At 69.7% G+C, this 26,298-nt stretch carries 21 protein-coding genes and 1 pseudogene; 13 read left to right on the forward strand and 9 right to left on the reverse strand.

The window, feature by feature from the left end; all coding sequences use genetic code 11:
- Positions 1 to 43: 43 nt before the first annotated feature.
- A complete protein-coding gene (locus tag ACQPXG_RS03855; protein ID WP_433466221.1) occupies positions 44 to 595 on the forward strand; it encodes a hypothetical protein in 552 nt (183 codons plus the stop codon).
- Here ACQPXG_RS03855 and ACQPXG_RS03860 read toward each other — a convergent pair.
- Entirely contained in the window at positions 577 to 1,461 is an 885-nt protein-coding gene (locus ACQPXG_RS03860) for an SAM-dependent methyltransferase (RefSeq protein ID WP_433469890.1), read from the reverse strand. The two genes, ACQPXG_RS03855 and ACQPXG_RS03860, sit on opposite strands and share 19 nt — an antisense overlap.
- 72 nt (positions 1,462 to 1,533) lie before the next feature.
- Between ACQPXG_RS03860 and ACQPXG_RS03865 the strand changes: the two genes are divergently transcribed.
- Positions 1,534 to 2,853: a cytochrome P450 gene (locus ACQPXG_RS03865; protein WP_433466222.1), complete on the forward strand. Its 1,320-nt coding sequence runs from the start codon at positions 1,534 to 1,536 to the stop codon at positions 2,851 to 2,853.
- Between the two features lie 25 nt (positions 2,854 to 2,878).
- Here the strand turns inward: ACQPXG_RS03865 and ACQPXG_RS03870 are convergent, their stop codons facing one another.
- Together ACQPXG_RS03870 and ACQPXG_RS03875 are read right to left on the reverse strand one after the other, a co-directional pair.
- Positions 2,879 to 4,237: a protein kinase domain-containing protein gene (locus ACQPXG_RS03870; RefSeq protein WP_433466223.1), complete on the reverse strand. Its 1,359-nt coding sequence runs from the start codon at positions 4,235 to 4,237 to the stop codon at positions 2,879 to 2,881.
- Positions 4,238 to 4,339: 102 nt separating this feature from the next.
- Entirely contained in the window at positions 4,340 to 5,335 is a 996-nt protein-coding gene (locus tag ACQPXG_RS03875) for a LacI family DNA-binding transcriptional regulator (RefSeq protein ID WP_433466224.1), read from the reverse strand.
- A gap of 203 nt (positions 5,336 to 5,538) precedes the next feature.
- Here ACQPXG_RS03875 and ACQPXG_RS03880 point away from each other — a divergent pair, with 203 nt between their 5' ends.
- The 4 genes from ACQPXG_RS03880 to ACQPXG_RS03895 are packed head-to-tail and all read left to right on the forward strand — an operon-like array spanning position 5,539 to position 10,457.
- A complete protein-coding gene (locus ACQPXG_RS03880) occupies positions 5,539 to 6,810 on the forward strand; it encodes an ABC transporter substrate-binding protein (RefSeq protein WP_433466225.1) in 1,272 nt (423 codons plus the stop codon).
- Complete coding sequence (locus ACQPXG_RS03885; protein WP_433466226.1) at positions 6,807 to 7,766, forward strand: carbohydrate ABC transporter permease; 960 nt, start codon at positions 6,807 to 6,809, stop codon at positions 7,764 to 7,766. Before ACQPXG_RS03880 ends, ACQPXG_RS03885 begins: the two co-directional genes overlap by 4 nt.
- The gene (locus ACQPXG_RS03890; protein ID WP_433466227.1) at positions 7,763 to 8,575 is read left to right on the forward strand and encodes a carbohydrate ABC transporter permease; all 813 of its coding nucleotides are present in this window, start codon (positions 7,763 to 7,765) and stop codon (positions 8,573 to 8,575) included. The genes ACQPXG_RS03885 and ACQPXG_RS03890 overlap by 4 nt, the downstream gene beginning before the upstream one ends.
- Positions 8,568 to 10,457: a glycoside hydrolase family 127 protein gene (locus tag ACQPXG_RS03895; protein WP_433466228.1), complete on the forward strand. Its 1,890-nt coding sequence runs from the start codon at positions 8,568 to 8,570 to the stop codon at positions 10,455 to 10,457. Before ACQPXG_RS03890 ends, ACQPXG_RS03895 begins: the two co-directional genes overlap by 8 nt.
- A gap of 34 nt (positions 10,458 to 10,491) precedes the next feature.
- On the opposite strand, the gene ACQPXG_RS03900 is transcribed toward ACQPXG_RS03895, so the two are convergent.
- Complete coding sequence (locus ACQPXG_RS03900) at positions 10,492 to 10,755, reverse strand: alpha/beta fold hydrolase (protein WP_433466229.1); 264 nt, start codon at positions 10,753 to 10,755, stop codon at positions 10,492 to 10,494.
- Between the two features lie 426 nt (positions 10,756 to 11,181).
- Here ACQPXG_RS03900 and ACQPXG_RS03905 point away from each other — a divergent pair, with 426 nt between their 5' ends.
- Complete coding sequence (locus ACQPXG_RS03905) at positions 11,182 to 12,408, forward strand: IS110 family transposase (RefSeq protein WP_433464118.1); 1,227 nt, start codon at positions 11,182 to 11,184, stop codon at positions 12,406 to 12,408.
- Here the strand turns inward: ACQPXG_RS03905 and ACQPXG_RS03910 are convergent.
- Together ACQPXG_RS03910 and ACQPXG_RS03915 are read right to left on the reverse strand one after the other, a co-directional pair.
- Entirely contained in the window at positions 12,341 to 12,772 is a 432-nt protein-coding gene (locus ACQPXG_RS03910) for an alpha/beta fold hydrolase (RefSeq protein WP_433466230.1), read from the reverse strand. The two genes, ACQPXG_RS03905 and ACQPXG_RS03910, sit on opposite strands and share 68 nt — an antisense overlap.
- A 91-nt stretch (positions 12,773 to 12,863) precedes the next feature.
- Positions 12,864 to 14,036 (reverse strand): DUF4185 domain-containing protein, encoded by a 1,173-nt coding sequence (locus tag ACQPXG_RS03915; RefSeq protein ID WP_433466231.1) that lies wholly within the window; start codon positions 14,034 to 14,036, stop codon positions 12,864 to 12,866.
- 556 nt (positions 14,037 to 14,592) lie between these two features.
- Between ACQPXG_RS03915 and ACQPXG_RS03920 the strand changes: the two genes are divergently transcribed.
- Complete coding sequence (locus ACQPXG_RS03920) at positions 14,593 to 15,621, forward strand: hypothetical protein (RefSeq protein ID WP_433466232.1); 1,029 nt, start codon at positions 14,593 to 14,595, stop codon at positions 15,619 to 15,621.
- 43 nt (positions 15,622 to 15,664) lie between these two features.
- Here ACQPXG_RS03920 and ACQPXG_RS03925 read toward each other — a convergent pair whose 3' ends face one another.
- On the reverse strand, positions 15,665 to 17,389 hold the full coding sequence (locus ACQPXG_RS03925; protein WP_433466233.1) for an RNA polymerase sigma factor: 1,725 nt from the start codon (positions 17,387 to 17,389) through the stop codon (positions 15,665 to 15,667).
- 164 nt (positions 17,390 to 17,553) lie between these two features.
- Between ACQPXG_RS03925 and ACQPXG_RS03930 the strand changes: the two genes are divergently transcribed.
- Entirely contained in the window at positions 17,554 to 18,522 is a 969-nt protein-coding gene (locus tag ACQPXG_RS03930) for a hypothetical protein (protein ID WP_433466234.1), read from the forward strand.
- A 309-nt stretch (positions 18,523 to 18,831) separates the two neighbouring features.
- Entirely contained in the window at positions 18,832 to 20,910 is a 2,079-nt protein-coding gene (locus tag ACQPXG_RS03935; protein WP_433466235.1) for a serine/threonine-protein kinase, read from the forward strand.
- Positions 20,911 to 20,939: 29 nt separating this feature from the next.
- Here ACQPXG_RS03935 and ACQPXG_RS03940 read toward each other — a convergent pair whose 3' ends face one another.
- Both ACQPXG_RS03940 and add read right to left on the reverse strand, forming a co-directional pair.
- Positions 20,940 to 21,995 (reverse strand): LacI family DNA-binding transcriptional regulator, encoded by a 1,056-nt coding sequence (locus ACQPXG_RS03940; RefSeq protein ID WP_433466236.1) that lies wholly within the window; start codon positions 21,993 to 21,995, stop codon positions 20,940 to 20,942.
- A gap of 12 nt (positions 21,996 to 22,007) precedes the next feature.
- A complete protein-coding gene (gene add, locus ACQPXG_RS03945) occupies positions 22,008 to 23,024 on the reverse strand; it encodes an adenosine deaminase (protein WP_433466237.1) in 1,017 nt (338 codons plus the stop codon).
- Positions 23,025 to 23,192: 168 nt separating this feature from the next.
- On the opposite strand from add, the gene ACQPXG_RS03950 reads away from it, so the two are divergent.
- From ACQPXG_RS03950 to ACQPXG_RS03960, 3 genes and pseudogenes are all read left to right on the forward strand, one after another.
- Entirely contained in the window at positions 23,193 to 23,759 is a 567-nt protein-coding gene (locus ACQPXG_RS03950; protein ID WP_433466238.1) for a hypothetical protein, read from the forward strand.
- Positions 23,760 to 23,761: 2 nt separating this feature from the next.
- A complete protein-coding gene (locus tag ACQPXG_RS03955) occupies positions 23,762 to 24,709 on the forward strand; it encodes a nucleoside hydrolase (protein WP_433469891.1) in 948 nt (315 codons plus the stop codon).
- 401 nt (positions 24,710 to 25,110) lie between these two features.
- Positions 25,111 to 26,283, forward strand: a pseudogene (locus tag ACQPXG_RS03960) (N,N-dimethylformamidase beta subunit family domain-containing protein); the annotation flags it as partial.
- Between the last annotated feature and the right edge of the window lie 15 nt (positions 26,284 to 26,298).

Genomic DNA, 26,298 nt, shown 5'->3' on the forward strand with positions numbered 1-26,298 from the left:
GGGATCTTTCGCCTGGTCGAGATGGCGTCAGATCGGGGAGACGATGAACTTCGCGCACACCGTCCGTGCCGTGGGAGCCCCGGTCGCGTCGGCGCTGCTGGCGGGCGCGCTGCTGATGGGATGCAGCGACGACCCCACCGAGACCGATGTGTCCCCTGCTTCGGGCATTGCCGGGCAGATCGGCCAGATCTCCATCCGCGACCTCTTCGTCCTCGGCGGCGAGGGGGGCGCGACGATCCAGAAGGGCGGGTCGGCGCCCGTCTACATGACCCTGGTCAATTCGCCCGGCGAGGTCGAGACGCTGGGCCCGTCCGATGCCCCCGATCCCAACGCCGGCACCGACGCGCTGACGTCGGTCTCGTCCCCGCAGGCCACCTCCGTCAAGATCATCGGTGGGCCGGTGTCCCTGCCCGCCGGGCAGAACGTCCGGATCGGCCCCGCGGCCAAGATCGTCCTGCGCGGCCTCAAACAGCCGCTGAACTCCGGCGACTTCGTCGCGGTCACCCTCCGCTTCAAGCGATCGGGCAGCGGCTCTCTCAACGCCCCGATCCAAGCCCGCGAAGGCGACCTGCAGAGCTACTCCCCGGCCCCCTGAGCCGTCCCCTTGCGGCCCACGGCCGCGTAGCACCACTGCTGGTCGGCCCGGGGCGGGATGGTCGTGCCCGGGTCGGGGCGCCACATCGACAGGGTGGTCAGGCCGGGCTCAAGGAACTCGAAGCCGTCGAACAGCCGCGTGACGTCGGCGCGGCTTCGCAGCGTGATCTGGTAGGTGGCCTTCTCGTACACCGCTCCCGCGTTCTGGACGCGGCTGTCGGCGTCGAAGTCGCCGGTCACATGCGACACCACCAGGTGGCTGCCGGGCGCCATCGCGTCGCGGAACCGCGCGACGATGCCGGGCGGGTCGTCCCCGTCGCCGATGAAGTGCAGGACCGCCAGCATCAGGACGGCGACGGGCCGGTCGAAGTCGATGAGCCGGTTCAGTTCGGCGTCGTCCAGGATGTCGCCGGGACGGCGGGCGTCGCCCTGGATGACGGTCACCTCGGGCGTGCCGGCCAGCAGCGCCCGCCCGTGCGCCAGCACGACCGGCTCCCGGTCGACGTAGACGACGTGGGACTCGGGGGCGACCTGGTGGGCGATCTCGTGCACGTTGCCCTGGGTGGGCAGGCCCGATCCGATGTCGATGAACTGCCGGATCCCGGACTCGGCGAGGAACCGCACCGCGCGCCGCAGGAAGGCGCGGTTCTCGCGCGCGAGGAAGGGCGTGTCCGGGGCGTGCCGGATGACCTCGTCCGCGGCCTCCCGGTCGGCGGCGTAGTTGTCCTTGCCGCCGAGCAGGTAGTCGTACATCCGCGGGACGTTCGGCGTGTGCGGATCGACGGCGTCCAGTGTCTGCTCCCTGCCGACGGAGTCGGCAATGTCGGTGATGTCGGCAATTCGCGACCGGCGTATATCGCGAAGTATTCACGAACATGTAAGCATTGTGATCAACTCGGGGACAACCCAATCGAAGATCCTCATGCCGGGAGAGCGCAGATGCCCAGCGACGGCAGCACCCCATCGCAGATCCCCGGACCGCCCGCGCTGGGCGACGGTGCCGAGGCGATCGCCGCGGCCGGCGGACTGCACAATTACCAGCTGAAACTGCACGCCGAATACGGGCCGGTGGTGCGTTTCCCGCTGCCCGGCGCGGACACGGCGGTATCGGTCGCCGACCCGGTGCTGCTGGAGGCCACCGCGAAGATCGACAAACGGCCGGAGAAGCTGTTCGAGTTCCTCGCCCCGCTGCAGGAGGCGGGCAACCTGCAGACCATCCCGGCGGGCGAGCACGGCCCGTGGCGCCGGGTGATGCTTTCGGTGCTCGCCGGGCGGCCTTCACACGAGGCGCACTTCGCGCAGTTCACCGCGCTGACGACCGAACTCGCCGACCGCTGGGCGAGCCAGGACGGCCCGATCGCCCTGCAGAAGGACCTGAGCGAGCTGTCGCTGCGCATGATCTGCCAGTACGCGCTCGGGAGCGGCCTGGAGTCCGCGGGCTCCGCCGGGCGGGTCGTGTCCGCGTTCGAGACCGTCCTCACCGAGTTCATGACGCAGGCGGGCCCTGGGAAGGAGAGGGCCGACGAGGCGCTGGCCTATCTTCGCGCGACGGTCGACCGGGTGCTCGTCGCGCACCGCGAACGCGGCGACGCCGAGCAGGCCGACCGCAGCGACCTGATCGCGGCCCTGGCCGCGGCGGGCGAGTCCCCGGCGCGGATCCGCGACACAGTCCTGATGACCATGCTGGCCGCCCATCACACCACCGGCGTCGCCATCTCCTGGACGCTCTACCTGCTGGCCAAGCACCCGGAGGTGGCCGGCCGCGTCGCCAAGGAACTGGACGAGGTGCTGGGCGACCGCGCCGTCCCCGAGTACGGCGACCTCAAGCGGCTGACCTATCTGGACATGGCGCTCAAGGAGGCCATGCGGCTGTACCCGCCCGGGCCGTACGGCGCGCGGGAGGCCACCGAGGACCTTGAGCTCGGCGACTACACCGTCCCCGCCGGCACGACGATCTTCTACCCGTTCTGGGCCGTCCACATGAACCCCGAGTACTGGCCGGAGCCGGAGGCGTTCGACCCCGAGCGGTTCACGCCCGAGGCGTCGGCGAACCGGCCCCGGCTGGCCTACATCCCGTTCGGGATCGGCCCGCGCAGCTGCGAGGGGGCCGTCCTCGCGATGGTCGAGGCCGAGCTGGTCTTGGCCGCCGTGCTCAAGCGGTTCCGGCTGGAGGCGGTGCCCGGGCAGACGGTCACGCCCATCGAACGCTTCGTCCTGTGGGCCGCCGACGACATCCACATGACCCTCACGCCGCGGTAGCCGGCGGATCCGACGGCCCCGCGGCTCAGCGGATCTCGTTGAGGATCGCGTGGAGGCGCGCGGCGCGGGAAGCGGTGAGCGCCTGCTCGCCCAGCCGGGTGTCGATCTTGTTGTGGATCTCGGCGACCCGGGCGTGCAGGTCGACCGAGGGGTTCTGCTGGAGGTCGCGGCGGAGGTTGCCGAGGACGTTGTTGAGGTCCAGGCCCACGTCGGAGCGGATCTCGCCTGCCGCGACCCCGTCGTCCACGGAGCGCTCGGCGCGTGACAGCACCTCGTCCGGGTCCGCGGCAGAGGTGGGACGAGGTGGGGTGGGCTCGGCCTTACGGGTGGGCTTCGGTGTGTCCATCGGGGTGGGACCGGAGGCGGTCGAGGCGGACGCCGGCGTTGACTCCGGTGCGCTTCCGGTGGGGGACGGGTCGGCGGACTCCGTCGTCGTCCGGGACACGTCCGTCGGCACCTTGGCCTCCATCGTCGGCGGCGCCATGCCGCGGTCGGACGAACCGCCCCGGAAGACCAGGATGACGATCGCCGCGACCGCGACGGCGCTCAGCAGGACGGCCGCGCGCCGCCGGACGCGGGCCCGCCGGACCGCCCGGTGCGCCCGCCGCGCCCGCCGGTGGACCGCCCGCCGCGCCCGCTCGGCCAGGATCCCGGCGCCGCCCGGCACGGCGGCGCGGCGCGGTTCGGCCGACCCGGCGAGCACCGCGGCCACCTCGGCGGCCGACGGACGGGACGCGGGGTCGGGCAGCAGGCACCGCACGTGGACGGCGGCCACCTCGTGCGGCACCTCGGACGGCAGTTCGGCCTCGGAGTCCGGCCGGCCGGTCACGGCGGCCGACAGCAGCAGGCCGAGCGCGCGGACGTCCTCGGCGGCGGCGTCGGCGACGAGCCCGCCGAGCAGTTTGCCGGTGCCGAAGTCGAGCACCTTCGGGCCGTCGTCGGTGAGGAAGACGTTGCCGGGCCTGAGGTCGTAGTGCGCGGTCCCCGCCGCGTGGGCGTGGGCGAGCGCGGAGGCCACCTGCTCGCAGAGGCGGAGCGCCTCGCGCCGGGGCAGCGGGTTCCGGCCGAGCCGGGCGGCGAGGGTCTCGCCGCTCAGCAACTCCATGACGACGAACGGCAGCGGTACGCCCTCGGCCGCCCCGCTCTCGCCGAAGTCGTGGATCGTGACAATCACCGGATGCGACAGCCGGGCCGCCTGCCGCACCTGCTCCACGAACCGGGTGCGGAACACCGGGACCGCGGCCTTGGACGCCTTGACCACCTTGACCGCGACCAGCCGGCCGAGCACCTCGTCCCACGCGAGCCAGACCGTCGCGAAGCGGCCGGTTCCGATCTGCTCGTACAGCCGGTAGCGATCGGCCAGATGCAACGGTGTCGAGCTCACGCTGAGTACCCAAACACGGGCGAGCGCGACTCGGCACGCGTTTCTGAAAAATTCTCACCTTGACCGCTCTGGTCAAGGGACCGGCGCGCCTCGTGCGGGTTGTCAGGAGTCGCGGACGGCCAGACGGCACGGCATGCGGTGGACCCCGGCGCCGGTGTCGCCGTCGATGGCCGCGAACAGGTGCTGCGCGGCGGCGCGGCCGAGCCGGTCGAGGTTCATGTCGACGGTGGTCAGCGGCGGCCGGGCCTCGGTGGCGAACACGTCCCAGTTGTCGTAGCCGACGACCGCGATGTCGCCGGGGACGTCGCGGCCCATCTCGTGGGCGGTCTCGACGAAGCCGTAGGCGATCTGGTCGCTGCCGCAGAACACCGCGTCCACCTTCGGGTCGGCCGCGAGCAGCAGCTCGGCGGCCCTGCGGCCCCAGCGCTGCGACCAGGCGCCGTGCAGCACCTCGCCGCCGGCGAGCGGAAGCCCCGCCTCCTCCAGCGCGGCGCGCATGCCCGCCGCGCGGTCGCGGGCGGCCAGGTAGTCCATCGGCCCGGTGACGTGGGCGATGCGCCGCCGGCCGCGGGTGATCAGGTGGCGGACGGCGAGCGCCGCCCCGCCCGGGTCGTCGGGGACGAACGACACGTCCGCCGGGTCGTCGGAGGGCGCGTAGGCGTATACGACGGGGATGGGCAGACCGGCGGTGATCGATGGGCGGGGGTCGGTGCTCGTCCCCACGACGATCAGGCCGTCCACGCGGCGGGCGAGCAGCATCCGGATGTAGTGCTGCTCGCGGATGGCGTCGCCCCGGCCGTCGCAGAGCAGCACCGACATCTCCCCGGCGCCGAAGGCGTCTTCGGCGCCGAGCAGCACCGGCAGGCTGAACCGGTCGACGCCGCCGGTCAGCAGGCCGACCGTCCGGGTCCGGCCGGTCAGCAGCCCGCGGGCGAGCGCGTTCGGCCGGAAGCCGAGCTCCTCGGCGACCCGGAGCACCCGCGCGCGCGTCTCGGCGCGCACCTGGTCGCGGCCGTTCAGCGCCTTGGACACGGTGGCGGCCGAGACGCCCGCCTTCGCGGCGACGTCGTTGATCGTGGGTGCGCGCTTGTGTTCCACAGGTGCGGAAAACCTTTGCGGTCGATGGTTGACAGACATCTGAGACAGGCTTATAGCTTAACAAAAGCTACCGAAAACCTTTTAGGTTCTTTCGGTAAAGCTCGCGAACTGAGGAGTGAGCGAACCATGGCAGGTCCCGGAACGCCGCGGCCCTCCGGCATGGGAGCGCTCTCACGGAGCTGGAGCGGCCGGAAGGGACAGCCATGATCGCGTTGCGAGCGTCCGCGGCAGTGGCGGCGCTGTTACTGGCGGGCACCGCGCTGAGCGCGTGCGGGGGAGACGACTCGGGCTCCTCCGATGACGGCGTCACCATCACCATGTGGACGCGTTCGCCCACCGAGGCGCAGTCCCGGCGGCTGGTGGACGCCTACAACGCGTCACACCGGAACAAGGTGAAGCTGACCGTCATCCCCGTGGACAACTACCAGCCGCGCATCGCCGCGGCCGCCGGCGCGCGGAAGCTGCCGGACGTCTTCGCCTCCGACGTCGTCTTCGTGCCGAAGTACGCCTCGCAGGGGCTGTTCCTCGACATCTCCGACCGGATCGCCAAGCTGCCGACCGCCGCCGCGCTGGCACCGTCCCACATGCGGCTCGGCACCTACGAAGGCCGCAAGTACACGCTGCCGCACACCCTCGACCTGTCGGTGCTCTTCTACAACAAGGTCCTCTACAAGAAGGCCGGACTCGCCCCCGACAAGCCGCCGAAGACCCTCAAGGAGTTCGCGCGGCACGCGACCACCATCCGCAAGAAGGTCGGTGGTGACACCTACGGGACGTTCTTCGGCGGCAGCTGCGGCGGCTGCTACGTCTTCACCTACTGGCCGTCCGTCTGGGCCGCCGGAGGCGACGTGATGGACGAGCAGGGGACGCGCTCCACCATCGACGGCCCGCAGGCTCAGCAGGTCTTCCAGATCTACAACGACCTGTGGAGGAACGGCGTCGTCGACCCCGCCGCCAAGCCCGAAACGGGAGCCACGTGGACCGGCGTCTTCCCCAAGGGCAAGACAGGCCTGCTGCCGATGCCGTCCACGACGCTGGGGCTGATGCCGGACAACGACAAGGTGAAGGTGGGCGTCGCCCCCATCCCCGGACCGGACGGCGGCGAGTCCACGTTCGTCGGCGGCGATTCGGTCGGCATCTCGGCGACCAGCAAGCACGCCGACGCGGCCTGGGACTTCATCTCCTGGACGGTCTCCGACCAGGCCCAGGTCGAGGTCGTCGCCAAGAACAAGGACGTGGTCGCCCGCACTGACCTGGCGAGCAACAAGTACTCCTCGGCCGATCCCCGCATCGTCCTCATCAACGGGCTGGTCGCCAAGGGCAGGACCCCGTTCTCGCTGAACTTCGGCCCCACCTACAACGACCCGAACGGACCCTGGCTCCAGGTCGCGCGCTCCGCGGTGTTCGGCAACGACGTGGGCGGCGCGCTCCGCACCGGCGCGCAGAAGCTCACCGGTTCGCTCAAGCAGCCATGAACACGGTGACACCGGCACCTTCCGCGGCGGACGACACCGCCCGCCCGGACACCGTCCGGACGCCGCGCCGACCGTGGTGGCGGTCGCGCGCCCTCGTGGGCCTGGCCTACGCGTCGCCGACCGCCGTCATCGTCGTCGTCTTGTTCCTGGTCCCCCTGGTCATGGTGTTCTGGATGTCGCTGAACCGCTGGCCGTTGCTGGGGAACCCCACGATGAACTTCCCCGCCGACTACACGCGGATGGGCCACAACGACCTGTTCCGCGACTCCGTCTGGTTCACCCTCAAGTACACGCTCATCATCACGGTCCTGCTCAGCGGGGCGGCACTGGGGCTCGCCCTGCTCGTCCAGGAACGAAGGCCCGGCACCGGCTTCTACCGGACCGCGTTCTTCCTTCCGTGCGCCCTCGGCTTCGCTTCGGCGTCGCTGCTGTTCTACGGGTTCTTCAGCAACTCGATCGGGCCGCTCGATCCGATGCTGCGCGGCCTGGGCATCGTGGACGAGCCGGTCGCGTGGATCGGCACACCCGGCATGGCTCTGTTCTCCACCATCACCCTGGTCCTCTGGCGGTTCGCCGGGTTCAACATGCTGATCCTGCTGACCGGCCTGCAGTCCATCCCGGTGGAGGTGTACGAGGCGGCGCGGGTGGACGGCGCCTCCCGTCGGCGGGTCTTCCTCCACATCACGCTGCCGCTACTGCGCCCGGCGATCGCGCTGATGCTCGTCCTCACCGTGACGGGCTCGCTGCTGGCCTTCGACCAGTTCTTCATCTTCACCCAGGGCGGACCGGACAACAGCACGCTGTCGATGGTCATGGTGATCTACCGGGAGGCGTTCTTCCGCTTCGACCTCGGCTCCGCCGCGGCGCTGTCGGTGGTCGTCCTCGGGGTGCTCGTCGTGTTGAACCTGCTCCAGTTGCGCGTCCTGCGCCGCTGGACGGGGGGAGGGACCACATGAGGGGCGGCGGCCTGGGCTTCCATCTCACCGGCGCCTCCCTGGCGGTGCTGTTCCTGTTCCCGCTGGGGTGGAGCGCCTTCTCCTCGTTCCGCGGCCAGCCGGGCAGCGGCCAGTCCGAGGGCTTCGGATTCGGCAACTACACCCGGATGGCCGGCTACGGCGAGGGCCTGCCCACCTATCTCGGGAACAGCCTGGCCGTCTCCGCCATGACCGTGGCGGGCACGCTGGCGGTGTCGGCCCTCGGCGGCTACGCGTTCGCGCGGTTCTCGTTCCCCGGCAAGGACCTGCTGTTCCTGGCCACGCTGGCGATCCTGATGGTGCCGTACGCGACGATCCTCATACCGCTCTATGTGCTGCTCGGTCACCTGGGTCTCCAGGACACCCTGGTCGGGCTCAGCCTCGTGCTCATCATGTTCCAGCTGCCGTTCGCGGTGTTCATGATGCGCAACTCCTTCGAGGCCGTCCCGCGGGAACTGGAGGAGGCCGCGCTCGTGGACGGCTGCACGACGTTCACGGCCCTGCTGCGGGTGCTGCTGCACGCTGTCCGGCCAGGGCTGATCACGGTGGGCCTGTTCGCCTTCCTGGCCTCGTGGAACGACTTCTTCGCGCCGCTGATCCTGATCAACGACGCGGCGAAGTTCACCCTGCCGGTCGCCACCGTCAGCATGCGGCAGCGCACGTTCGGCGCCATCGACTACGGGGCGCTGGAGGCGGGCGTGATGGTGATGGCACTGCCCTGCCTGGTCCTTTTCCTCATCCTCCAGCGGCACTACGTCCGCGGATTCATGTCGGGAGCGCTGCGTGGCTGAAGTCCCGGTACAGCCGGCCCGGGGCGTGCTGCGCCCGCTCGGAATCGACGAGGTCCGCATCGCCCCGGGATTCTGGGGCGATCGGCAGGAACTGAACGCGTCCGCCATCATCGGCCACTGCCACGCGTGGATGACCCGCTCGGGCTGGATCCGCAACTTCGAGCTCGCGGCCGGGCACGGACCGCCGGGCGAACGCCGGGGCCGCGAGTTCTCCGACTCCGAGGTCTACAAGCTGGCGGAGGCGATGTCCTGGGAGGCCGGACGCACGGGCCAGGCTCCGCCGCAGCTCGGCGAGCTGACCCGTCTCATCTCTGCGGCCCAGGAACCCGACGGCTACCTCAACACGAAGTTCGGCCACTCCCGCTACAGCGACCTGGAAGAGGGGCACGAACTCTACTGCTACGGCCACCTGATCCAGGCCGCCGTGGCGCGGCTGCGCACGCACGGGGAGGACGACCTGACGCGGGTGGGCCGCCGGGCGGCCGATCACGTCTGCCGGCAGTTCGACCGTGCCGGTGTGTGCGGGCACCCGGAGGTCGAGATGGCCCTGGTCGAACTGTTCCGGGCCACCGGCGACGACCGCTACCTGGAGCAGGCACGGCTCTTCGTCGAGCGCCGTGGCGCCCCCGCGCTCGCCGACATCGAGCTAGGGCGGACGTACTTCCAGGACGACATACCCGTTCGCAGGGCCCGTACGTTCCGCGGCCATGTCGTACGGGCGCTGTACCTGGCCTGTGGGGCGGTGGACGTGGCCGTCGAGACCGGTGACGACGAACTGCTGCAAGCAGTGATTGCACAGTGGGAGCACACAGTGGCCACCCGCACCCACCTCACCGGCGGAATGGGCTCGCGCCACACCGGTGAGGCGTTCGGTGACGACTTCGAACTCCCCCCTGACCGCGCCTATGCCGAGACCTGCGCGAGCATCGCTTCCGTCATGCTCGCCTGGCGGCTCCTCCTGGCGACCGGTGAGCCCCGTTACGCCGACCTCGCCGAGCGGACGCTCTACAACGTGGTGGCCGGTTGTCCTTCTCTTGACGGACATGCCTTCTTCTACGCCAACCCTTTGCAGCAGCGCGTCCCGGGAACGCCGCCGTCGTCCGATACCCCGAGCCCACGGCCCGAGACGAGCCTGAGAGCCCCCTGGTTCTCGGTGTCGTGCTGCCCGACCAACCTCGCGCGTACGCTGGCCGGCCTCGCCGCCTACGTCGCCACCGCCGACGACCACGGCGTGCAGCTGCACCAGCTGACCGCCTGCACCGTCAGGACCGTCCTCTCCGGCGGCAAGCGGATCGGTCTCCGCGTCGAGACGGACTACCCCTGGTCGGGATCGGTGACCGTGCGCGTAGAGGAAGCACCCGGTGGCCCCTGGCGGATCGGTGTCCGCATACCGCAGTGGGCCGAGAGCGCCCGCGTCTCGTACGACGGGACGCGCGACACCGTGCGCTCCGGTGTCGTGTCGGTCGAGCGCTCCTGGCGGCCGGGGGACGAGATCCGCCTCGACCTGCCGATGCGGGCCCGCTGGACCCGTCCCGACCCCCGCATCGACGCGCTACGCGGCAGCGTCGCCGTGGAGCGAGGTCCGCTCGTCTATTGCGCCGAGGCCGTTGACGAGGACGTCCCGCTGAACTCGCTGGGCGTGGACACCTCGACGGTGCCGGCCGAGCAGGGATGCCCGCCCCTGGGCGACGCGGTCACCTTGACAGCGAACGCGCACGTCACCTGCCCGGACCCTCGCCAGTGGCCTTACGGCCCGGACACCGCACCGCCGGAGGACGGTCCGGTGCCCCTCACCCTCGTCCCGTACCACCTTCGCGGCAACAGGGGCCCCGCCCCGATGCGCGTGTGGCTCCCTGACCACACACCACCTGGAAGTTCGTGACGGCGTTCCTGGCTGAAGGCCCTTCGCGCGCGGGTTACTGAAGACCAGCGAGGAACTCGGCGACGACGGTGCTGGCTTGTGGACGGCATTCCTGGAAGTAGGCATGCCGAGCGCCTGGGAAGAGGTGCGTCCGGGTGTCGGGGATGCGGCCGGCGAGCAGCGCGACATTGTCGGGTGGGGTGAGCCGGTCCTGATCGCCGTGCAGGATCAGAGTGGGGGCGGTGATCTGGGGGAGCGCGTCCCAGGCGTCGTGCCCGTTGCTGGCCACCAGGTGTCCACGCCGCGCGTACGGGGGCATGCCGGGATCCCCGAGCGTTGTGTACGGGCCCGGATGGCCGGCAAGCCAGGACGGGGTGTACATGAGGTCGAGCAGGGCCTCGCGTGCCGCGGCGGGATCGGCCTGGGCGAGGGCGCGGCGGACGGTGGCGTCGCGCTCGACCGCGTGCGGGCCGCCGGGGGAGGTGCAGCCGAGGACCAGACGCCTAATGGGAGCTGCCGGGTCGGAGAGACTCGGTGCCGTAGCCGCCAGCAGGTGAGCACTATCGACGCCGGAAGCAGTCGACTTCTGTGGTCAGACCGTGCCCCTGCTGGTCGGCCGGAGGGCCAGACCGCTGATGGGGTGGCGTGCCCGCCAGGTGTGGCGTGAGCACTGGATCCATTAGGCCGCGAGCCGTGTCTTCCGCAGGCTGCACGACAAGCGAAGTAGCTGACCAGGAGAGATCCGTTGCTGTTGATCGGCGATGACTGGGCCGAGGACCACCACGATGTCGAGGTCCAGGACCCATCCGGCCGCAAGCTGGCCGCCGCCCGGCTTCCCGAGGGTGTGGACGGCGTCGCCAGGCTCCACGAGCTTGTCGCCAAGTACGGCGGCGAGGCTCTCGACCCGGCCGACGTGATCGTGGGAATCGAGACCGACCGAGGCTCGTGGGTGCAGGCTCTGGTCGCCTCTGGATACCAGGTCTACGCGATCAATCCCCGGCAGGTCGCACGGTTCAAGGAGCGGTACGCCTCCTCCGGCGCCAAGAGCGACAAGGGCGACGCGCACGCGCTGGCCGATATGGTCCGCATCGACCGGGCCCAGCTGCGGCCGGTGGCCGGGGACAGCGCCCAGGCCCAGGCCGTCAAGGTCGTCGCCCGCGCCCACCAGACTCTGATCTGGGAACGCACCCGCACCTTCCAGCGGCTGCGCAGCACGCTGCGGGAGTACTTCCCCGCCGCCCTGAACGCCTACGCCAGCCTGGCCCTGACCAGCACGGACGCGCTGGAACTGCTGATCAAGGCACCCACCCCGGCGGCCGGGGCGAAGCTGACCCGCACCCAGATCACGGCCGTCCTGACCCGCGCCCGCCGACGCAACCGGGACGCCAAAGCGGCCACGATCCAGACCGCGCTGCGCCAACAGCAGCTCGGCCTGCCCGAGCCACTCACCGCCGCCTACGCTGCCACCGCCACCGCTCACGCCCGTGTGATCATCGCGCTGAACGAGCAGATAGCCGCGATGCAGGAGCAGGTGAAGGCCCATTTTCGAGCGCACCCGGACGCTGAGATCTACCTCTCGATGCCCGGCATCGCGGAGATCACCGGCGCCCGGGTGCTCGCCGAGTTCGGAGACGACCCCACCCGCTACGCCTCCGCCAAAGCCCGCAAGAACTACGCCGGCACCAGCCCGATCACCCGGGCCTCCGGCAAGATCCACACCGTCCAGGCCCGCTACGTGCGCAACAACCGGCTCGCCGACGCCCTGCAGACCCAGGCATTCGCCTCACTGCGGGCCTCACCGGGCGCCCGCGGCTACTACGACAAACAACGCACCCGCGAGGCCGGCTTCAACCCAGCGCTGCGCCAACTCGGCAACCGCCTCGTCGGCATCCTCCACGGATGCCTCAAGACCCGAACCCTCTACGACGAAGCAACCGCCTGGTCACATCACGCCCAACCCCAGGCCGCTTGACATCCAACGACATGGGGTGTCTGACCCGTCCGGGGTGGCGGATGGCGATCCACAGGGCCACGCGGCCGCCCATGGACGTGCCGTACACGTCGGCGCGCTCGATTCCCAGGTCGTCCAGGACGGCGATCACGTCCTCGGCGAAGACCTGAGTGGAGTAGGGGCCGTCGGGCCGGTCGCTGTCACCGGTGCCGCGATAGTCGACGGTAATGGTGCCGTGCGTGGTGTGGAAGTCCTCGCGCACGCCGTCCCACCAGTGGTGGTCGTTGGCCTGGCCGGCCAGCAGCACCAGCGGCCGTCCACCGCCTTCATGCTGGTAGGCGAGCAGCGTGCCGTCCTGGGCACGGGTCCGGGCGTGCGGCATCATGCGTCCTTCCGGGGACTGTGAACGCTGCCGGCAGGCCACCCGCGAGGGACCGGGCGCCGTCCTGGGACGGCGCCCGGCGCGATGCCCTGACTCAGGACAGCATGTTGACCTTGTACTGCATGACCCGGTAGTTCGTCGAGTTGTACCACTGGCTGACGATGATGTGGAAGTTGCCGAACGTCGAGCCGGGGACGACGAACCCGCCGTACGGGCTGGCGACGAGGTTGGCCGTCTCCGCCCCGGGGGCGGAGGGCACGATCATCGTCTGCTCCAGCGTCTTGGTCAGGTCCGCAGTCGGGAGCGGGAAGACCATGGAACGGATCGACAGCGGGTTCATGTTCAGCCACGTGAGAACGTACTTGCCGTCCATCGCGCGGAAGCAGATCTCGCCCCACTTGCGAACGCCGAAGACGGTCGTCGGCGCGGGAGCGCCCCAGCGCCAGTCACCGTCGACGAAACCCCACGGCTCGTAGGCGTCCGGGTTGCCGAGGCTGTCCTTACGCACCCGGTGCAGCAGCATCCCCGAGTCGACCTCGCGGTTGAAGACCGTGGAAAGGACGTAGCAGTACCCGTCGTCGGCCACGGCGTAGGTCTTCTGCTGGAACTGGCCGCCGTGCAGGTCACCCGGCCACTGGCACAGGTACTCCCAGGTCTCGCCGTTGTCGGTGGAGCGCCAGAAGTCGGTGTGATGGGTGTCGTAGATGACGCCGCGCATGAGGTGCATGTACATCACGCCGTCGACGACGAACGCGTCGGACGGGATCGCCGTCGTCGCCTTGTCGCCGACCGGGTTGTGCGGCTCGTCGACGAGGGCTCTGGCATGGCCGCCGCCGACGCTTCCGTCGATGTGCAGGTTGTTCACGTCACCGTTGCTGGAACGCAGGCCGACCGGGGCGCGCCAGTCGTCGGCGGGCTCGCCCGGGTTCGGCACGTGGTCGCCGTTGAAGGTGTCGCCGCAGACGAACAGCATGGTGCCGTCCGGGCACCGCACGGGGATGCCGAGGTCGGTCCACGGCGAGGCGAACGGGCCGGTCTCGGCAGGCCCGCTGAGGTTCTTCACCTTGGTCGCGAGCGTCGGGCTGGACGGGTCGCCCGGTCCGCCGGCGGTCATCACCGCGGCCTTCTTCTGGGCGTTCTGGCTGAGCCCGGCCCAGCCCGCCCCGACGACTCCGGCCCCCACGGCGACACCGGCGCCGATCTTGAGGAACCTGCGGCGGGAGGTCCCGCCGGTCGTCGCGTCCTGCTCGTCCGATGGAGGTGTCATGCGCCGATGCCTTCCAGGTCGACTCACGTGAACGGGGAGATGCCCTTGGCACAGCTGCCCTGGGCGAGAGTGCGCGGGATCCGGTCGTCCGGCCACAGGGTCAAAAGAACATCGTCGTCTGTTTTACAGGAAGATGACCGGAGTCGCCAGACCGTGACGCTCAGTGAACCGAGCCCGTCCTCGTTTGCCCTGGTGGTGGGGCGTGAGAATGCCCGCGCGACGGCCGTGATGTCGGTCACGTGCCGGTGCACGGCCTCCGCGTCGACGCCGGGCGGACGACGCCCTCCGGTGCATGCGTCGCGTGTGCTCCGGCCCGAAGGAGACAACACGCATTGAAAATGGCCGTCAAGTGTGCTCGATAGTTGGCCCGCCTTTGGGTCCATGTGGTCTCGCTATATTTTCATCGGCCGTTCTGGTAAGATGGTTATGTAATTTTCAACTGAAAAGCCGTCCCGGCTCTTCGGATGCTCCGCGAATGCGGGCGCAGCGAAGGGGCCGGGGCTGACGCTCTCGGGATTCCCTTTGTGCGCCCCCGACAAACTAAGGGGATCTCGAGATGAAAAAAGGGCGCCTGCGAGACTTGCTCGCAGGGCTCCGCAAGCGATTGGAGACACTGTTAGGCGATCTCCGCGCTGCGGACAAGAAGGTGCTCAAAATGGTGATGACCGCACAGGTTGCGGGCATCGCCAATGGCTACCTTCTGGTGGCCACGCACACGACGAAACATGTGGGGCCGGTGACGTCGGTTCTCATCGGCGTACTCTTCGGAACGCCGGTCTTCTGGTGGTATTTCAGGCCGTCGTTGCGGAGTCGCTGGTCCGACGTATGGGGGCCGTCCATCCTCGTGGGCATCGCTCTGGGGGTGAACAACGTGGCCTTCCAGTACGCCCTGCGGTGGGTTCGTATCCAGGTCATGGAGCCGCTGGCGTTCTTGTTCAGCGCCGGCATCATGCTCCGCCGCGAGGTCGTGCGGGACGTCAGGAACGGGAACTACTCGACCGTGCTGTTGCCGGTCCTGGCCGTGCTGGGTATCTGGGGCCTGGTGCACGATACGGCCGGCGGGGCAGCTGGAGGGGCCTTCACCGATAAGGTACCGCATGTCCATGTCCTGGACCAATCCATTCCGGATTGGGCCCTGGGTATGAGCGTCATTATCCTGACTTCCGCCACATACGCCTTCTGGAACAGGCAATTGGAGACGCTTAGTGGGGAACTCAAGGGGAAGGTCAACACCCTCTCCGGCATCCCCGCTTTCGCCATTCTCGCAGTGGGCACGTGGCTCATGGAAGGCAGTTGGGGAGGCGTGACCATTGGCGACTGGCCATACTTGTTGGTATGCGCGGGGAGTGGAATGCTCCTTTCGCGTCTCAACGGAGTCGTCATGGTGAACGCCTACAAGAAGGGGCTTCGTACGTCGACGACCGCGATGCTCCTGCCGCTGCGGACCCTCCTCGGAACCTCTCTGGGGATGGTCGTGGCACAGGTTGCCCCCGGCCCCCTGGGGTTGGCGGCGATGGGCCTGATCATCATCGCCTCCTGCGGGGCGGCGATGATCCAGAGTCGGAAGGCAGCCGGCTCTGACTGACCCGGCGGCGGGGAGTTCACCCTCCCCGCCGTTCACGTCTCGGCTACGAAGGGCCGATCTTCGTGCGTTGGCGGACCGTCATCGGATCCACCGGTGCCGCGCGTGTGAGGTACTGCGGGACGGGGGCGTCGTCTCCGCCGGTGTCCCGCACCAGTCCGTAGCGCACTGGATGGCCGGGGCCGGACGGTGGCTCGTTGACGTCGTCCACGATCTCCGCCCGGGTCACGGGCATCAGGTAGATGTTGTAGTCGGCTCCTCTCTCGTTCTGGTGCAGCGTCACGCTGCCGTCCACGTAGTAGAACTCGTTCTGCCACATCTGCTGGGCGCCGCCGGGGAGGACGGTGTATCCCGCGTCCGGCTGGCCCATCCAGGTGAAGGTGGAGCTCTGGCCGGGCTTGGCGTCGTCCATCCGGTGGCCGCCCCCGGAGGCCACGTGGAAGAGCCTGCCTTTGAGGCCCGTCCAGGCGGGCATCTGCATGTGCCCCGCCCGCTGCGCGAAGGCCACCTGCCAGCGGACCTGGAAGTACCCCTTCCCGGCGACGGTCAGCTGCTCGCCGCGGTGCACCATCGCATAGGCCCGTCCCGGGGGCAGGGAGTCGTAGCGGCCGGTGACGGTGAGCGCCCGGCCGGTCGGGCGCCTGGGCAGGGTGCGGGGCCGCCGGTTCGGTGGCGGCGCGGCGTCGGCTTCATCGACGGTCTCGCCGTACACCGGCCGCTTACCGGGGCGCGCCGTTCGTCGGGACGGAGTGGGTGCGGTGGGGACCGCCCGCGCCGTGACCGACGCACTCGTGCGCGGCGCGGCCGCGTCGCCGCGGTCGACGTCGTGAGGAATGGTGCCGTAGACGACCGCGGCACCACCGGCCACGGTGACGGCCCCCGCGGTCGCCACCGCGACCGGCTTCGCCCACAGCGCCTGCACCGCGTGCACCAGCCGTTCCGCCACTCCCGCGCCGTGCGCGCCGCCGATGGCACCTCCGCCCCCGCCGCCGAGAAGTGCGCCCGCCGTGAGGCCGACGGGCAGCGGTGTCAGCGCCAGGCCGGCCAGCAGCCCCTCCGCGGGCAGCAGGTCGGCCCAGTGCCCGGCGCACTCGGGACATTCGCGAGTGTGCCGAGCCAGCCGCTTGCGCCACAGGGCAGAGGGCTTGCCGTTCCACTCCGCTGCCGCCGCCTGCAGGTCGAGGCAGCTCGGCGTCGTCCGCAGTGCCCGGACGACGGCACGGGCGGCGTCCAGCCGGGCCTTCATCCGCTGCACCCGGACGGCGGCGTGCCGCGGTGTGATCTCGCATGCCGCCGCGAGCTCGTCCCTGGTGAGCTCCCCGGCGGCCTCCAGCCACCACAGCGACAGAAGCTGCCGTTCGTCCGGCTCCAGCCAGCGGGTCGCCTCCGCGACCTCGCGCCGCTGCCCGGTCAGGCCCAGCCGGAGAACGGACAGGTCCACGAAGTCGGCGCCAGGGTCGGCGGCCTCCTCGGGCAGCTCCGCGGCGGGCCGCTTCCGCCGTGCGCGCCACCGGTCGCGGACCTGACTCATCGCGATCGCCACCAGCCAGGAACGAAACCGGTCCGGATTCTGCAGATCCGGCAGGCCGTGGACGACCCGCAGCATGGTCTCTTGGACGACGTCGTCGACATCCGCGTGGCCGTCCAGGGCCCGGCCGACGATGTTGTACACCAGCGGCAGCCAACCCTCGACCAGCGCGTCCAGCGCGCGCTGGTCGCCCGCCTTGGCCGCCGCCACGATGCCGGCATCCGGCAGCTCCGTCGAGCGCATCCCTCTCCTCCCGCCTCGGCTCACGAACCCTGATGCTGAGGAGACGAGTGAGGACGAGGCGAATAACGGATTTCTGTTATCGGCTTGGACGTGGCGCGTCTCCACCCCCGGGCCGGTCCTGGGGCCGGCAGGACGAGCACCGGCATCGGGAAGGGAGACGCCAGATGCGTCGATCGACAAGGAATCCTAAGCGAACCCGCAGGTCGGCGGCGGTGGCCGCCGGGGTGGTGACCGTCACCGCCGTCGCCGGCACGGCGGCGTACGCGTCGGTGCCCCGGGCGGGCTGGTGGGACCGGCATGACTCGCCCCGGATGCACGACAAGTCCGTGGCCGACGCCACGCACCGGCCGCGCCACAGCCCCGTTCCGCCCACGAGCCGCCGCACGCGGGCGGCCAGGTCGTCCGCCACGCCGACTCCATCGCACTCCGCACGAGCGCTCCGGAAGGCGGCCCCCGCATATGGCGTCAACGTCGACAAGGCCGACTCGGCGCCGCCGAGGACGCGGCGTCCCGGCTCTCTGCCCAGGCGACCGGCAGGTGAGGTCACCGCGGTCGCCGGGAAGTACCAGAATCCCGTGAAGGGCTACATCGGCGGAAAGTACGTGATGATGCACCGAGACGACAACGTGACCCTCAAGGGCCGCGGTTACGTCCGGGTGAGGTACGAGATCGCGTGGTTCAACCGGCCCGGCAGCATGGTCATGCCCACCTGGACGGGCCTCCAGGGCAGGCTCTTCCACGTCGCTTCCGGCGGCCTGCGGCGTATGGACGACGCGAAGCCCGGCCAGAGTTCCGCCTACACGTGGATGGGCGAGCCGGGCAAGGGCTACGTCGTGCTCCCGAAAGGCGCGCAACAGATGTGGCAGAACGAGTTCTTCTACCTCGACGGCGAGGTCACTCTGACCAACCATGAGCGCGGCGCCGACTACAACATCACCGCCACGCCCGTGACGTGGGACGAGGTGACCGCCGACATCACCACTCCCCGCCCCGCCGACCCCGCGCGCATCGGATGGGTCCGGTACGGGCTGGTCCGCGACACCGGTGACGACGGCGCTCCGGTTCCGCAGTACGTGACGCGGCAGGTCACCGGCGACCCGGCGCGGGTCGCGCAGAACTCGAAGCTCAGGTAGGTCCTCCGCCCGCCGGAATCGGGGGCCGGCGGGCCCCGCGCCGGTGCGGATGGCCGGGCCTCAGGATGCCGGTCGCCGCCGCGCGGGAGCGTTGACAAGCGATGCGCCCCGGTTGGACGGGGTGCACGATGCCCCGCGCCCCGGCGGACGGTGGTGATGCGGCCGGCGCCGCGGAGCACGCCCGAGTGCCGGTTCGCCGGGCCCAGGGAGCCGGTGCGCGCCCTTGTAGTCGACCGGTTCCATCGCACTGGACGTGATGGCGATTTCTGCGATGATTCGTTCTGAGTGCACGGGACGTCACTCACCGCAGTGTTCATCGACAATGCGTCGCAGGTGACGGCGAGAGGGCGGAACGGGACGGTGAAGCCTCGACCTGGGCAGGTGCTGAACCGCAGGTACAAGCTCGTGAAGGTGCTCGGCCAGGGCGGTATGGGGCAGGTCTGGTCGGCCCGCGATCTGGAGCTGGAGCGGCCGGTAGCGATCAAGGTCGTCGTCGCCGAGAACGTGCCCCCGTCCGCGATACCGGAGTTGATCGCGCGGTTGCGGCGCGAGGCCAAGACCGCAGGGAGACTTCAGCATCCGGGGATCACCGCGGTCTACGACATCGGCGAGGATGACGGGTCTCCGTATGTGGTGATGGAGCTGCTCGATGGGCGGAGTTTCCGAGAACTCGTCGCCGGCAGCCCCGAGGGCCTGCCCGTCGACCAGGTAATGGAACTCGCGATCAAGGTTGCCGATGCACTGGCATATGCGCACGACCGGGGTCTGGTGCACCGGGACATCAAGCCGGCCAACCTGATGGCGCTGTCCGGGGGCGGTGTGAAGATCTGCGATTTCGGGATCTCGCGATTGCCCGACACCACGACCATCACCGGCCGGGGTGTTCCCGGGACCCCGGGGTTCATCGCGCCCGAGCAATTCAATGGCGTGGTCGCCCCTCGTGCCGACATGTACTCGCTTGGCTGCACTCTCCACGTGCTGCTGACGGGCGAACAGCCGTCCAGTAATTCGCCGGACGACGTGTCCCAGGGTCTCGTCTCGGCGCGACCCGACATTCCATCGCGACTGAAGCATCTGCTTCTGCGACTGCTCGCTGCTGATCCGGCCGAAAGGCCCGACGCCGCCATGCTCCGTGACCTGCTCACAGCGCTTCGCAGCGGACGGGACGAGCCCGTCAGGGCTCGATCGCTTCCGGTGCTTGCCCGGCAGACCGGTTCGGACGGGCACCACGGCGACACCTCCCCTCGGCCGAGCCCTGGTCCCGGCGGCGGATCTCCACGCTTCGAGCGGCCGGCGTCGCCCCCACGCGCGACGACGAGGCGAGAGCCGCCCGACCCGGACCTTTTCGCGTGGCCTGAAATCCGCGAGCCGCGCCCGTGGATCGTCCGAGCGGCAATGGTGTCCGCCCCCGCGTGGTTCTTGATCATCGCTGGCCAGATTTGGTATCAACTGCCAGGGGATCGGAGTATATTCGGGCTGTTCTGCCTTATCTTCGGCACCTATTCACTAGGAGCCATGGCGTTCTCCGACTGGGAGTACTCGGATCGCCGATCCTCGGCCGGGAACGGCGATGAACTGCCCAGCAGACCCGGCCTGGCTCCCGGACTGCTGGTCGGGCTCGGCCTGCTCGTGGCCGCGGTGTTCTACGGCGTTCGAGTGGTGATCGGTGCCGGTGACGATCGCTGGCTGATGCTGCTGTGGACCATGACCGGCCTGGTCGCTTTCACAACCGCCTTCACCACCAGGTGGATCCACTCCTATGAGTCCGGGATGAAATCCTTGGGGCTGGGGAATTGGCGGCGGTACCAGGCGATCGCCGAAACCATGGCGACCACGGTCTGGTTCGGTGAGCCCTATGAAGACCCCCTGCTACCGGGCATCGGGGATCTACTCGCAGAACTTCCGGCCGCTCGCTTCTTTCGCCTGCAAAGAGAGCACCCCTTCCCCATCGCAGCCGTATGCGGGCCCAAAGTACTGCTGATCTCTGCGACGACGTGGCCCCCCGGAATTTACCGGGATGTCGGTTACAAAGAAGTGCTGCGAGACGGGCGTTCCTGCTCCGCAGGGGTGCGGGAGATCGGACAACTCGACGCCGCTCGACGCACATGGGCTTATGAGATCAATAAGAGCTACCAGGAGGACGCCCCGAAGTATTCCGACGTCGAGGTCGTCCTCGTCGTCGGACGAACTGCCGACAGCGCGGGTGAAGTCGTGCTCGGTGACGGTCCCTCCCTGTCGATCTTTCCGGTCAGATGCACGACACCGGCCGGGTTCACCGATGTCGTCCGCTCACACTTCCAGGGAGCTGATCGCATCGATCTGCCGACGGTGGCAAGGGTCCTCGACTATTACGACTGGACACAAGGTTCGGACCAGAACGGGACGTAGCCGGGTTTCTGATGCGGTGGGGCTGGTCTTCACCGATCGGGTGGCCGGTGTGGTGGTGCGGTGGACGCACGCGGCACCAAGGTCATCGGTAGGGGGCGAGGCGTGGTGGCCCGGCCGTCCAGCGTCTGGAGGAGCGTCTGGAGGGCGACGGCGCCCAGTTCCTCGGCGGGTGCGACGACGGTGGAGAGCTGAGGCGTTGCGGCCTCGGAGAGCAGGGTGCCGGCGAAGCCCATGATCGACAGTTCGCCGGGGACCGCGATGCGCAGGTCGTGGGCCGCCATCAGCGCACCGGCGGCGAGCAGGTCGTCGTCGCAGAACAGGGCGGTCGGCCGCGGTGTCAGGGACAGGATCTGGTGGGCGGCACCGCGCGCGGCCTGCAGGCTGAAACCCGCCAGCACCTCCGGGCTCTCGGCGGCGCCGATGCCGGCCTGGTCGAGCTCGCGGCGCCATCGGGAGGCCCGGGCCTTGAAGGTCGTGGGCGGCAGATCGGTTCCGAGGTGCGCGATCCGGCGGTGGCCGAGTTCGAGCAGGTGCCCGACAGCCGCCGCGGTGCCCTGCCGGACGTCGAGGAGAGCACTGGTGAACCCGTCGGCGACCGCCTCGATGAGGACGATCGGTCCTAGGGCGGTGGAGGCCGGCGGCTCGATGCCGAACAGCATCATCCCGTCGATGGCCGCGGCGTTGAGGGCCTCCATCGCGGTGAGCTGCCAGGTCCTCTCCGGGCCGGGCTCGATGAGCGCGACGGTGACTCCGTCCGCGCGCCCGGCCCGCTGTGCGCCGCGCAGCACGTGGCCGATGAAGGGGTTGGTGACGTCCGGCACCAAGAGGCCGACCGTGCGGGCGCGTCCGGCCCGCAGGGTGCTGGCGGAGGCGTGCGGCCGGTAGCCGAGTCGCGCGGCGGCGTGCCGCACGCGTTCTTCCACCTTGGCCGAGACTCGTCCGGCCGTCTTGCCCGAGAACACCAGGGACACCGTCGACTGCGACACACCGGCCAGCTCGGCGACGTCATGTCCGGTCGGACGGCGGTGCGCGGCGCCCGCGCCTTCGGGTGAGCGCGGGGATCGGCCGGTGGTGCTGTCGGTCATGGCGCGGCGATCCTAGCCGGAACCCGGGCCGGGGTGGGCGGCCGCGAACGTATGCATCAGCTCGCGCCGGACCGCGGGGGCGGCGAAGGACGCTTCGACGGCGGTGAGGTTGCAGCGGTCCAGGTCGGCGGACGTCCAGCCGAAGACGCGCCGCAGGCGTTCGTACTCCTGGTCGAGAGTCACGTTGGCGACGGTGCGCGCGTCGGTGCTGATGGACAGTGCGACCCCGGCCCTTCTGAGCCGGTCGACCGGGTGATCGGCGTAGGACGGCATCAGACCACCCATCGTCTGGACGTTGGACGTGGGGCATACCTCCAGATGGACGCCCCCGGCGATGAGGCGTTCGAGGGTGCGCTCGTCCTCGATGCAGCGCACCCCGTGCCCGATCCGCTCGGGACGCAGGTGATCGAGGACGTCGTCGACGCCGTCCGCGCCACGTGCCTCGCCGGCGTGCGCCGTGATCCGCACCCCGTGCTCGCGTGCGTGGCGGACCGCCGCGATGTGCGGGCCGAGCCCGAATCCCGCCTCGTCGCCCGCGAGGTCGAACCCGGTGACCAGGCCGCCCTCAAGCCGCGCGGCGGCCAGGCGGGCCGTCGCCATGCTCGCGCCGGCGTCGAAATGCCGCAGCGTGCACAGGATGACGCTGGCCTGCACACCTGTCGCGGCGACTGCTTCGGCGACTGCGGACTCGACTACCTCGACGACCTGTTCGGGTCGCATCCCACCTGCCGTGTGCAGCAGCGGCGCGAACCGGATCTCGGCGTAGGCCACATTGTCCGCGACCAGTTGCGCGAACAGGTCATCGGTGACCAGGCGCAGTGCCTGCGGTGTCTGCATGAGCTGGACGATCCTGGGGGGTCTGGTGAGGAAGTCGACCAGACTCGCGCATTTTGCGGGAGCGACGTAGTCGCGCAGGTACTCGGCCAGGGTCGTCCCTGGCCGCAGTGCGGCGACACAGGCGTAGCTGACGCAGCAGTCCAGATGTAGATGCAGCTCTGCTTTGGGCTGCGCCCGGGGCAGTACCTCCACCAGCCACGGCTCCCTTCCGGCCACATCGAACGTATAACGTCCGTAGCCTAAATCGCCTGTATTGACGGACATCATACGTTTGACCTACGGTCCTTGGCGTCACCGTACAGCAGGCGAAGTGGGGGCCTTGTCGTGCCGTTGGTCACAAGAGATCGGAGGGGCTCGGTCGTGGTCATCACGTTCATGGGCGTCGTCCTGGCGGCCGTCGCGGGCGCCGCCGTCGTCTCGGACGACGGCACCCGGCCGTACCGGCTCACCGTCCCGGCCACCGCCGCGGGCCTGCCCATCGACCAGGGGCAGACCGAGGAGTACAGGACCTACAACATGGAACAGGACGCCTACAGTCGGCGGCGGTACGAGGCGGAACTGGGCGGTGAGATCGACGCCGGCCTCGTGGGAGCCGTCTACGCCGACCCCGCCGATGGCAGGCTGGTCATTTTCCGTGGCCTCACCGGCAGCGGGCTCTCCCCGCGCAAGTTGAAGTCCGGCATGGCGCGGCTGCTTCGCGAGGCGGGCTTGCCCAGCGCACTGCGCGACGTCGACCCGGGCCCCAACGGCGGTTCGGCCGTGTGTACGCCTCCCGCCAAAGATGTCGCCTGCACTTCGATGACGTCCACGACCATCGTGATGATCGAGTTCGTGCCGATGACGCTGGCACCGGAGTCTCGGCTCGACCTCGAACGGGCCTTGCGGATCCTCCACGGCGTGCGAGCCGCGGCGGAGCGCCCCGCGTGAGCATGTCAGCCCTGCCTTTGGTCATTGACACCGATACCGGCTCCGATGATGCGGTCGCCCTGTTGCTTGCCGCCGCCAGTGGCATGGGGGACATCCGCGCGGTGACCACGGTGGCGGGCAACGTGCCGGTGGAGACCGGCACCCGCAACGCCTTGATCTCCTTGCAGACCGCGGGTCGCTCCGACATCCCGGTGTATGCCGGCTGCCAACGCCCGATGACGCGTGCCCTGTCCAGCGCCCAGCACGTCCACGGCCAGGACGGCATGGGGGACATCGGCCTGCCCGACCCCCTCGGCGCGCCTCAGGGAGTGCATGCGGTCGAGGTTCTGCTGTCCCTGCCGCGCAGGCACCCGGGAGAACTCACGCTGGTCACGCTCGCGCCGCTGACCAACATCGCCGCCGCTCTGCTGCGCGACCCGCTGCTGCTGTCGCGGTTCAGGCACGTCTACTGCATGGCCGGCGCCGCCGATCTGGCGGGCAACGTCTCACCCACCGCCGAGTTCAACGTCTGGGCCGATCCCGAGGCCGCCCGCGTCGTCACCCAGGCCGCCACCCCGGACAAGGTGACGTGGATCGGCTGGGACGTCTCCCGCCGGGACGCGGTGATGACCCCGGCCGATCAGCGGCGCCTGGAGCAGATCGGCACCCCCATGGCCACATTCGCCCATCACATCAACCGCACCGTGGCCGACTGGGCCCGCGACGTCACCGGCCTGGCCGGCTACGACCTGCCCGACCCGGTGGCCATGGCCGTCGCACTCATGCCCGAGCTGGTCATCGAGGAGGAACAGGCTTACGTCGACATCGCCACGGACGGCCTGACCCGCGGGCAGATGGTCATCGACCGTCGGGTGACCGCTCCGCCTCCCAACCTCACCCTGGTCCGCCGCGTGGACGAGGCCGGTTTCAAAGAACTGCTCTTCGACACCGTCGCCGCCCCCGCTCGCTAGCACCGTGCCATTCCCGCTCCTCCCCGTGCCCCGCGGTGGATGACCTGCTATTTCAATTGCTTTGGTCAGTATTTTCGGATTCTTGTCCGGCCGGGACGGGGATTACATCGGCAGCAGCCGATCAGCGGGGGAGTCGTCGTGGGGAACGATGTGCGCGGCGCGACCGATTTTGCGGTCGCGCCGTGGTGATGGTGGATACGGCGGATCATCCAAAAAGGGCGCGACGAGCACTTCGAGGACGCGTCCTGCCAGTGCTGGTCGTGTTGCTCATCCTGGTCGGCGCCTGCTCCTCCGGGACGCACGGCCGTGATTCCGGCGGGAAGGAGGCGGTGAAGACGGCGGCCTCGCCTGCCGAGAACAGGAAACACGGTGACGCGGACTGGCGGATCCGCCGCCGGGACATGGGATCCGAGCACGAGATCGAGGGCTACGCCGATCACGTCAGCGTGCTGCCGGGTGAGCGTTTCCGGTTGTTCGTTTCCACCACGACCTCTGGGTTCACCGCCCAGGCGTTCAGGATGGGCTGGTACGGCGGCGCGCAGGCGCGCCGGGTATGGAGGTCCGGGGTCAATCCCGGCGTCCGGCAGGCGGGCGCCCACGTCGACAAGACCACCCGGACGGTGTCGGCTCCGTGGCGGCCGTCACTGACCGTTTCCACCTCCGGGTGGCCAGGGGGCAGCTATCTGATCATGCTGACCGCCGCCTCGGGCGCGCGGCGGTACGTGCCGGTGACCGTCCGTTCGCCAAGTGCGGCGGGGCGCCTTGTCGTGCTGAACGCGACCACCACCTGGCAGGCCTACAACCTGTGGGGCGGTTACGACCTGTACAAGGGGCCATCAGGAGGGCCGGACGACCGGGCCACCGCGGTCAGTTTCGACCGGCCCTACGACGGTTACGGTGCGGGCAAGTTCCTGGTCTACGAGCAGCCGGTGATAGCGCTCGCCGAGCGGCTCGGCGTGCCGCTGGCATACGCGACCGACAACGACCTGCACGCCGACTCCGGCCTGCTCAATGACGCGCGAGGCCTGTTGACCCTCGGCCATGACGAGTACTGGTCGTCCGCCATGCGGCAGTACGCCACCCAGGCTCGCGACCAGGGCGTCAACATCGCCTTCCTCGGCGCCAACGCGGTCAACCGGCACATCCGGTTCGCCGCCACTCCGCTGGGGGCGAACCGCTTGGTGGTCTGTTACAAGGACGCCGCCGCCGACCCCGTCTCGCGTACCGACCCGGCCGAGTCGACTCAGGACTGGCGGCTGCCGCCGAAGCCCCGGCCGGAGAGCGACCTCATCGGGATCCAGTACATGTGCCTTGCGGCCGAGGGCGCCTTCACCGTCCGGCGGCCCGGCTTCTGGCTCTTCAAGGGCACCGGTGTGCGCGCAGGAACACGGTTCCCCGGCATCGTCGGCCCCGAGGCCGACGCGCTCAACCGCGACGGCCCCACCCCGTCCACGCTGGAGATCGTCGCCAGTTCGCGGATCACCTGCGGGAACCGCCAGGCGGTGGCGCACGCCTCGTACTACACCACCGACCGGGGCGCAGGCGTGTTCGCGACCGGCACCTTGGGCTGGGTCTGCGCCATGCGCGGT

This window comes from Spirillospora sp. CA-128828, from assembly GCF_050945415.1.
Classification (GTDB): domain Bacteria; phylum Actinomycetota; class Actinomycetes; order Streptosporangiales; family Streptosporangiaceae; genus Spirillospora.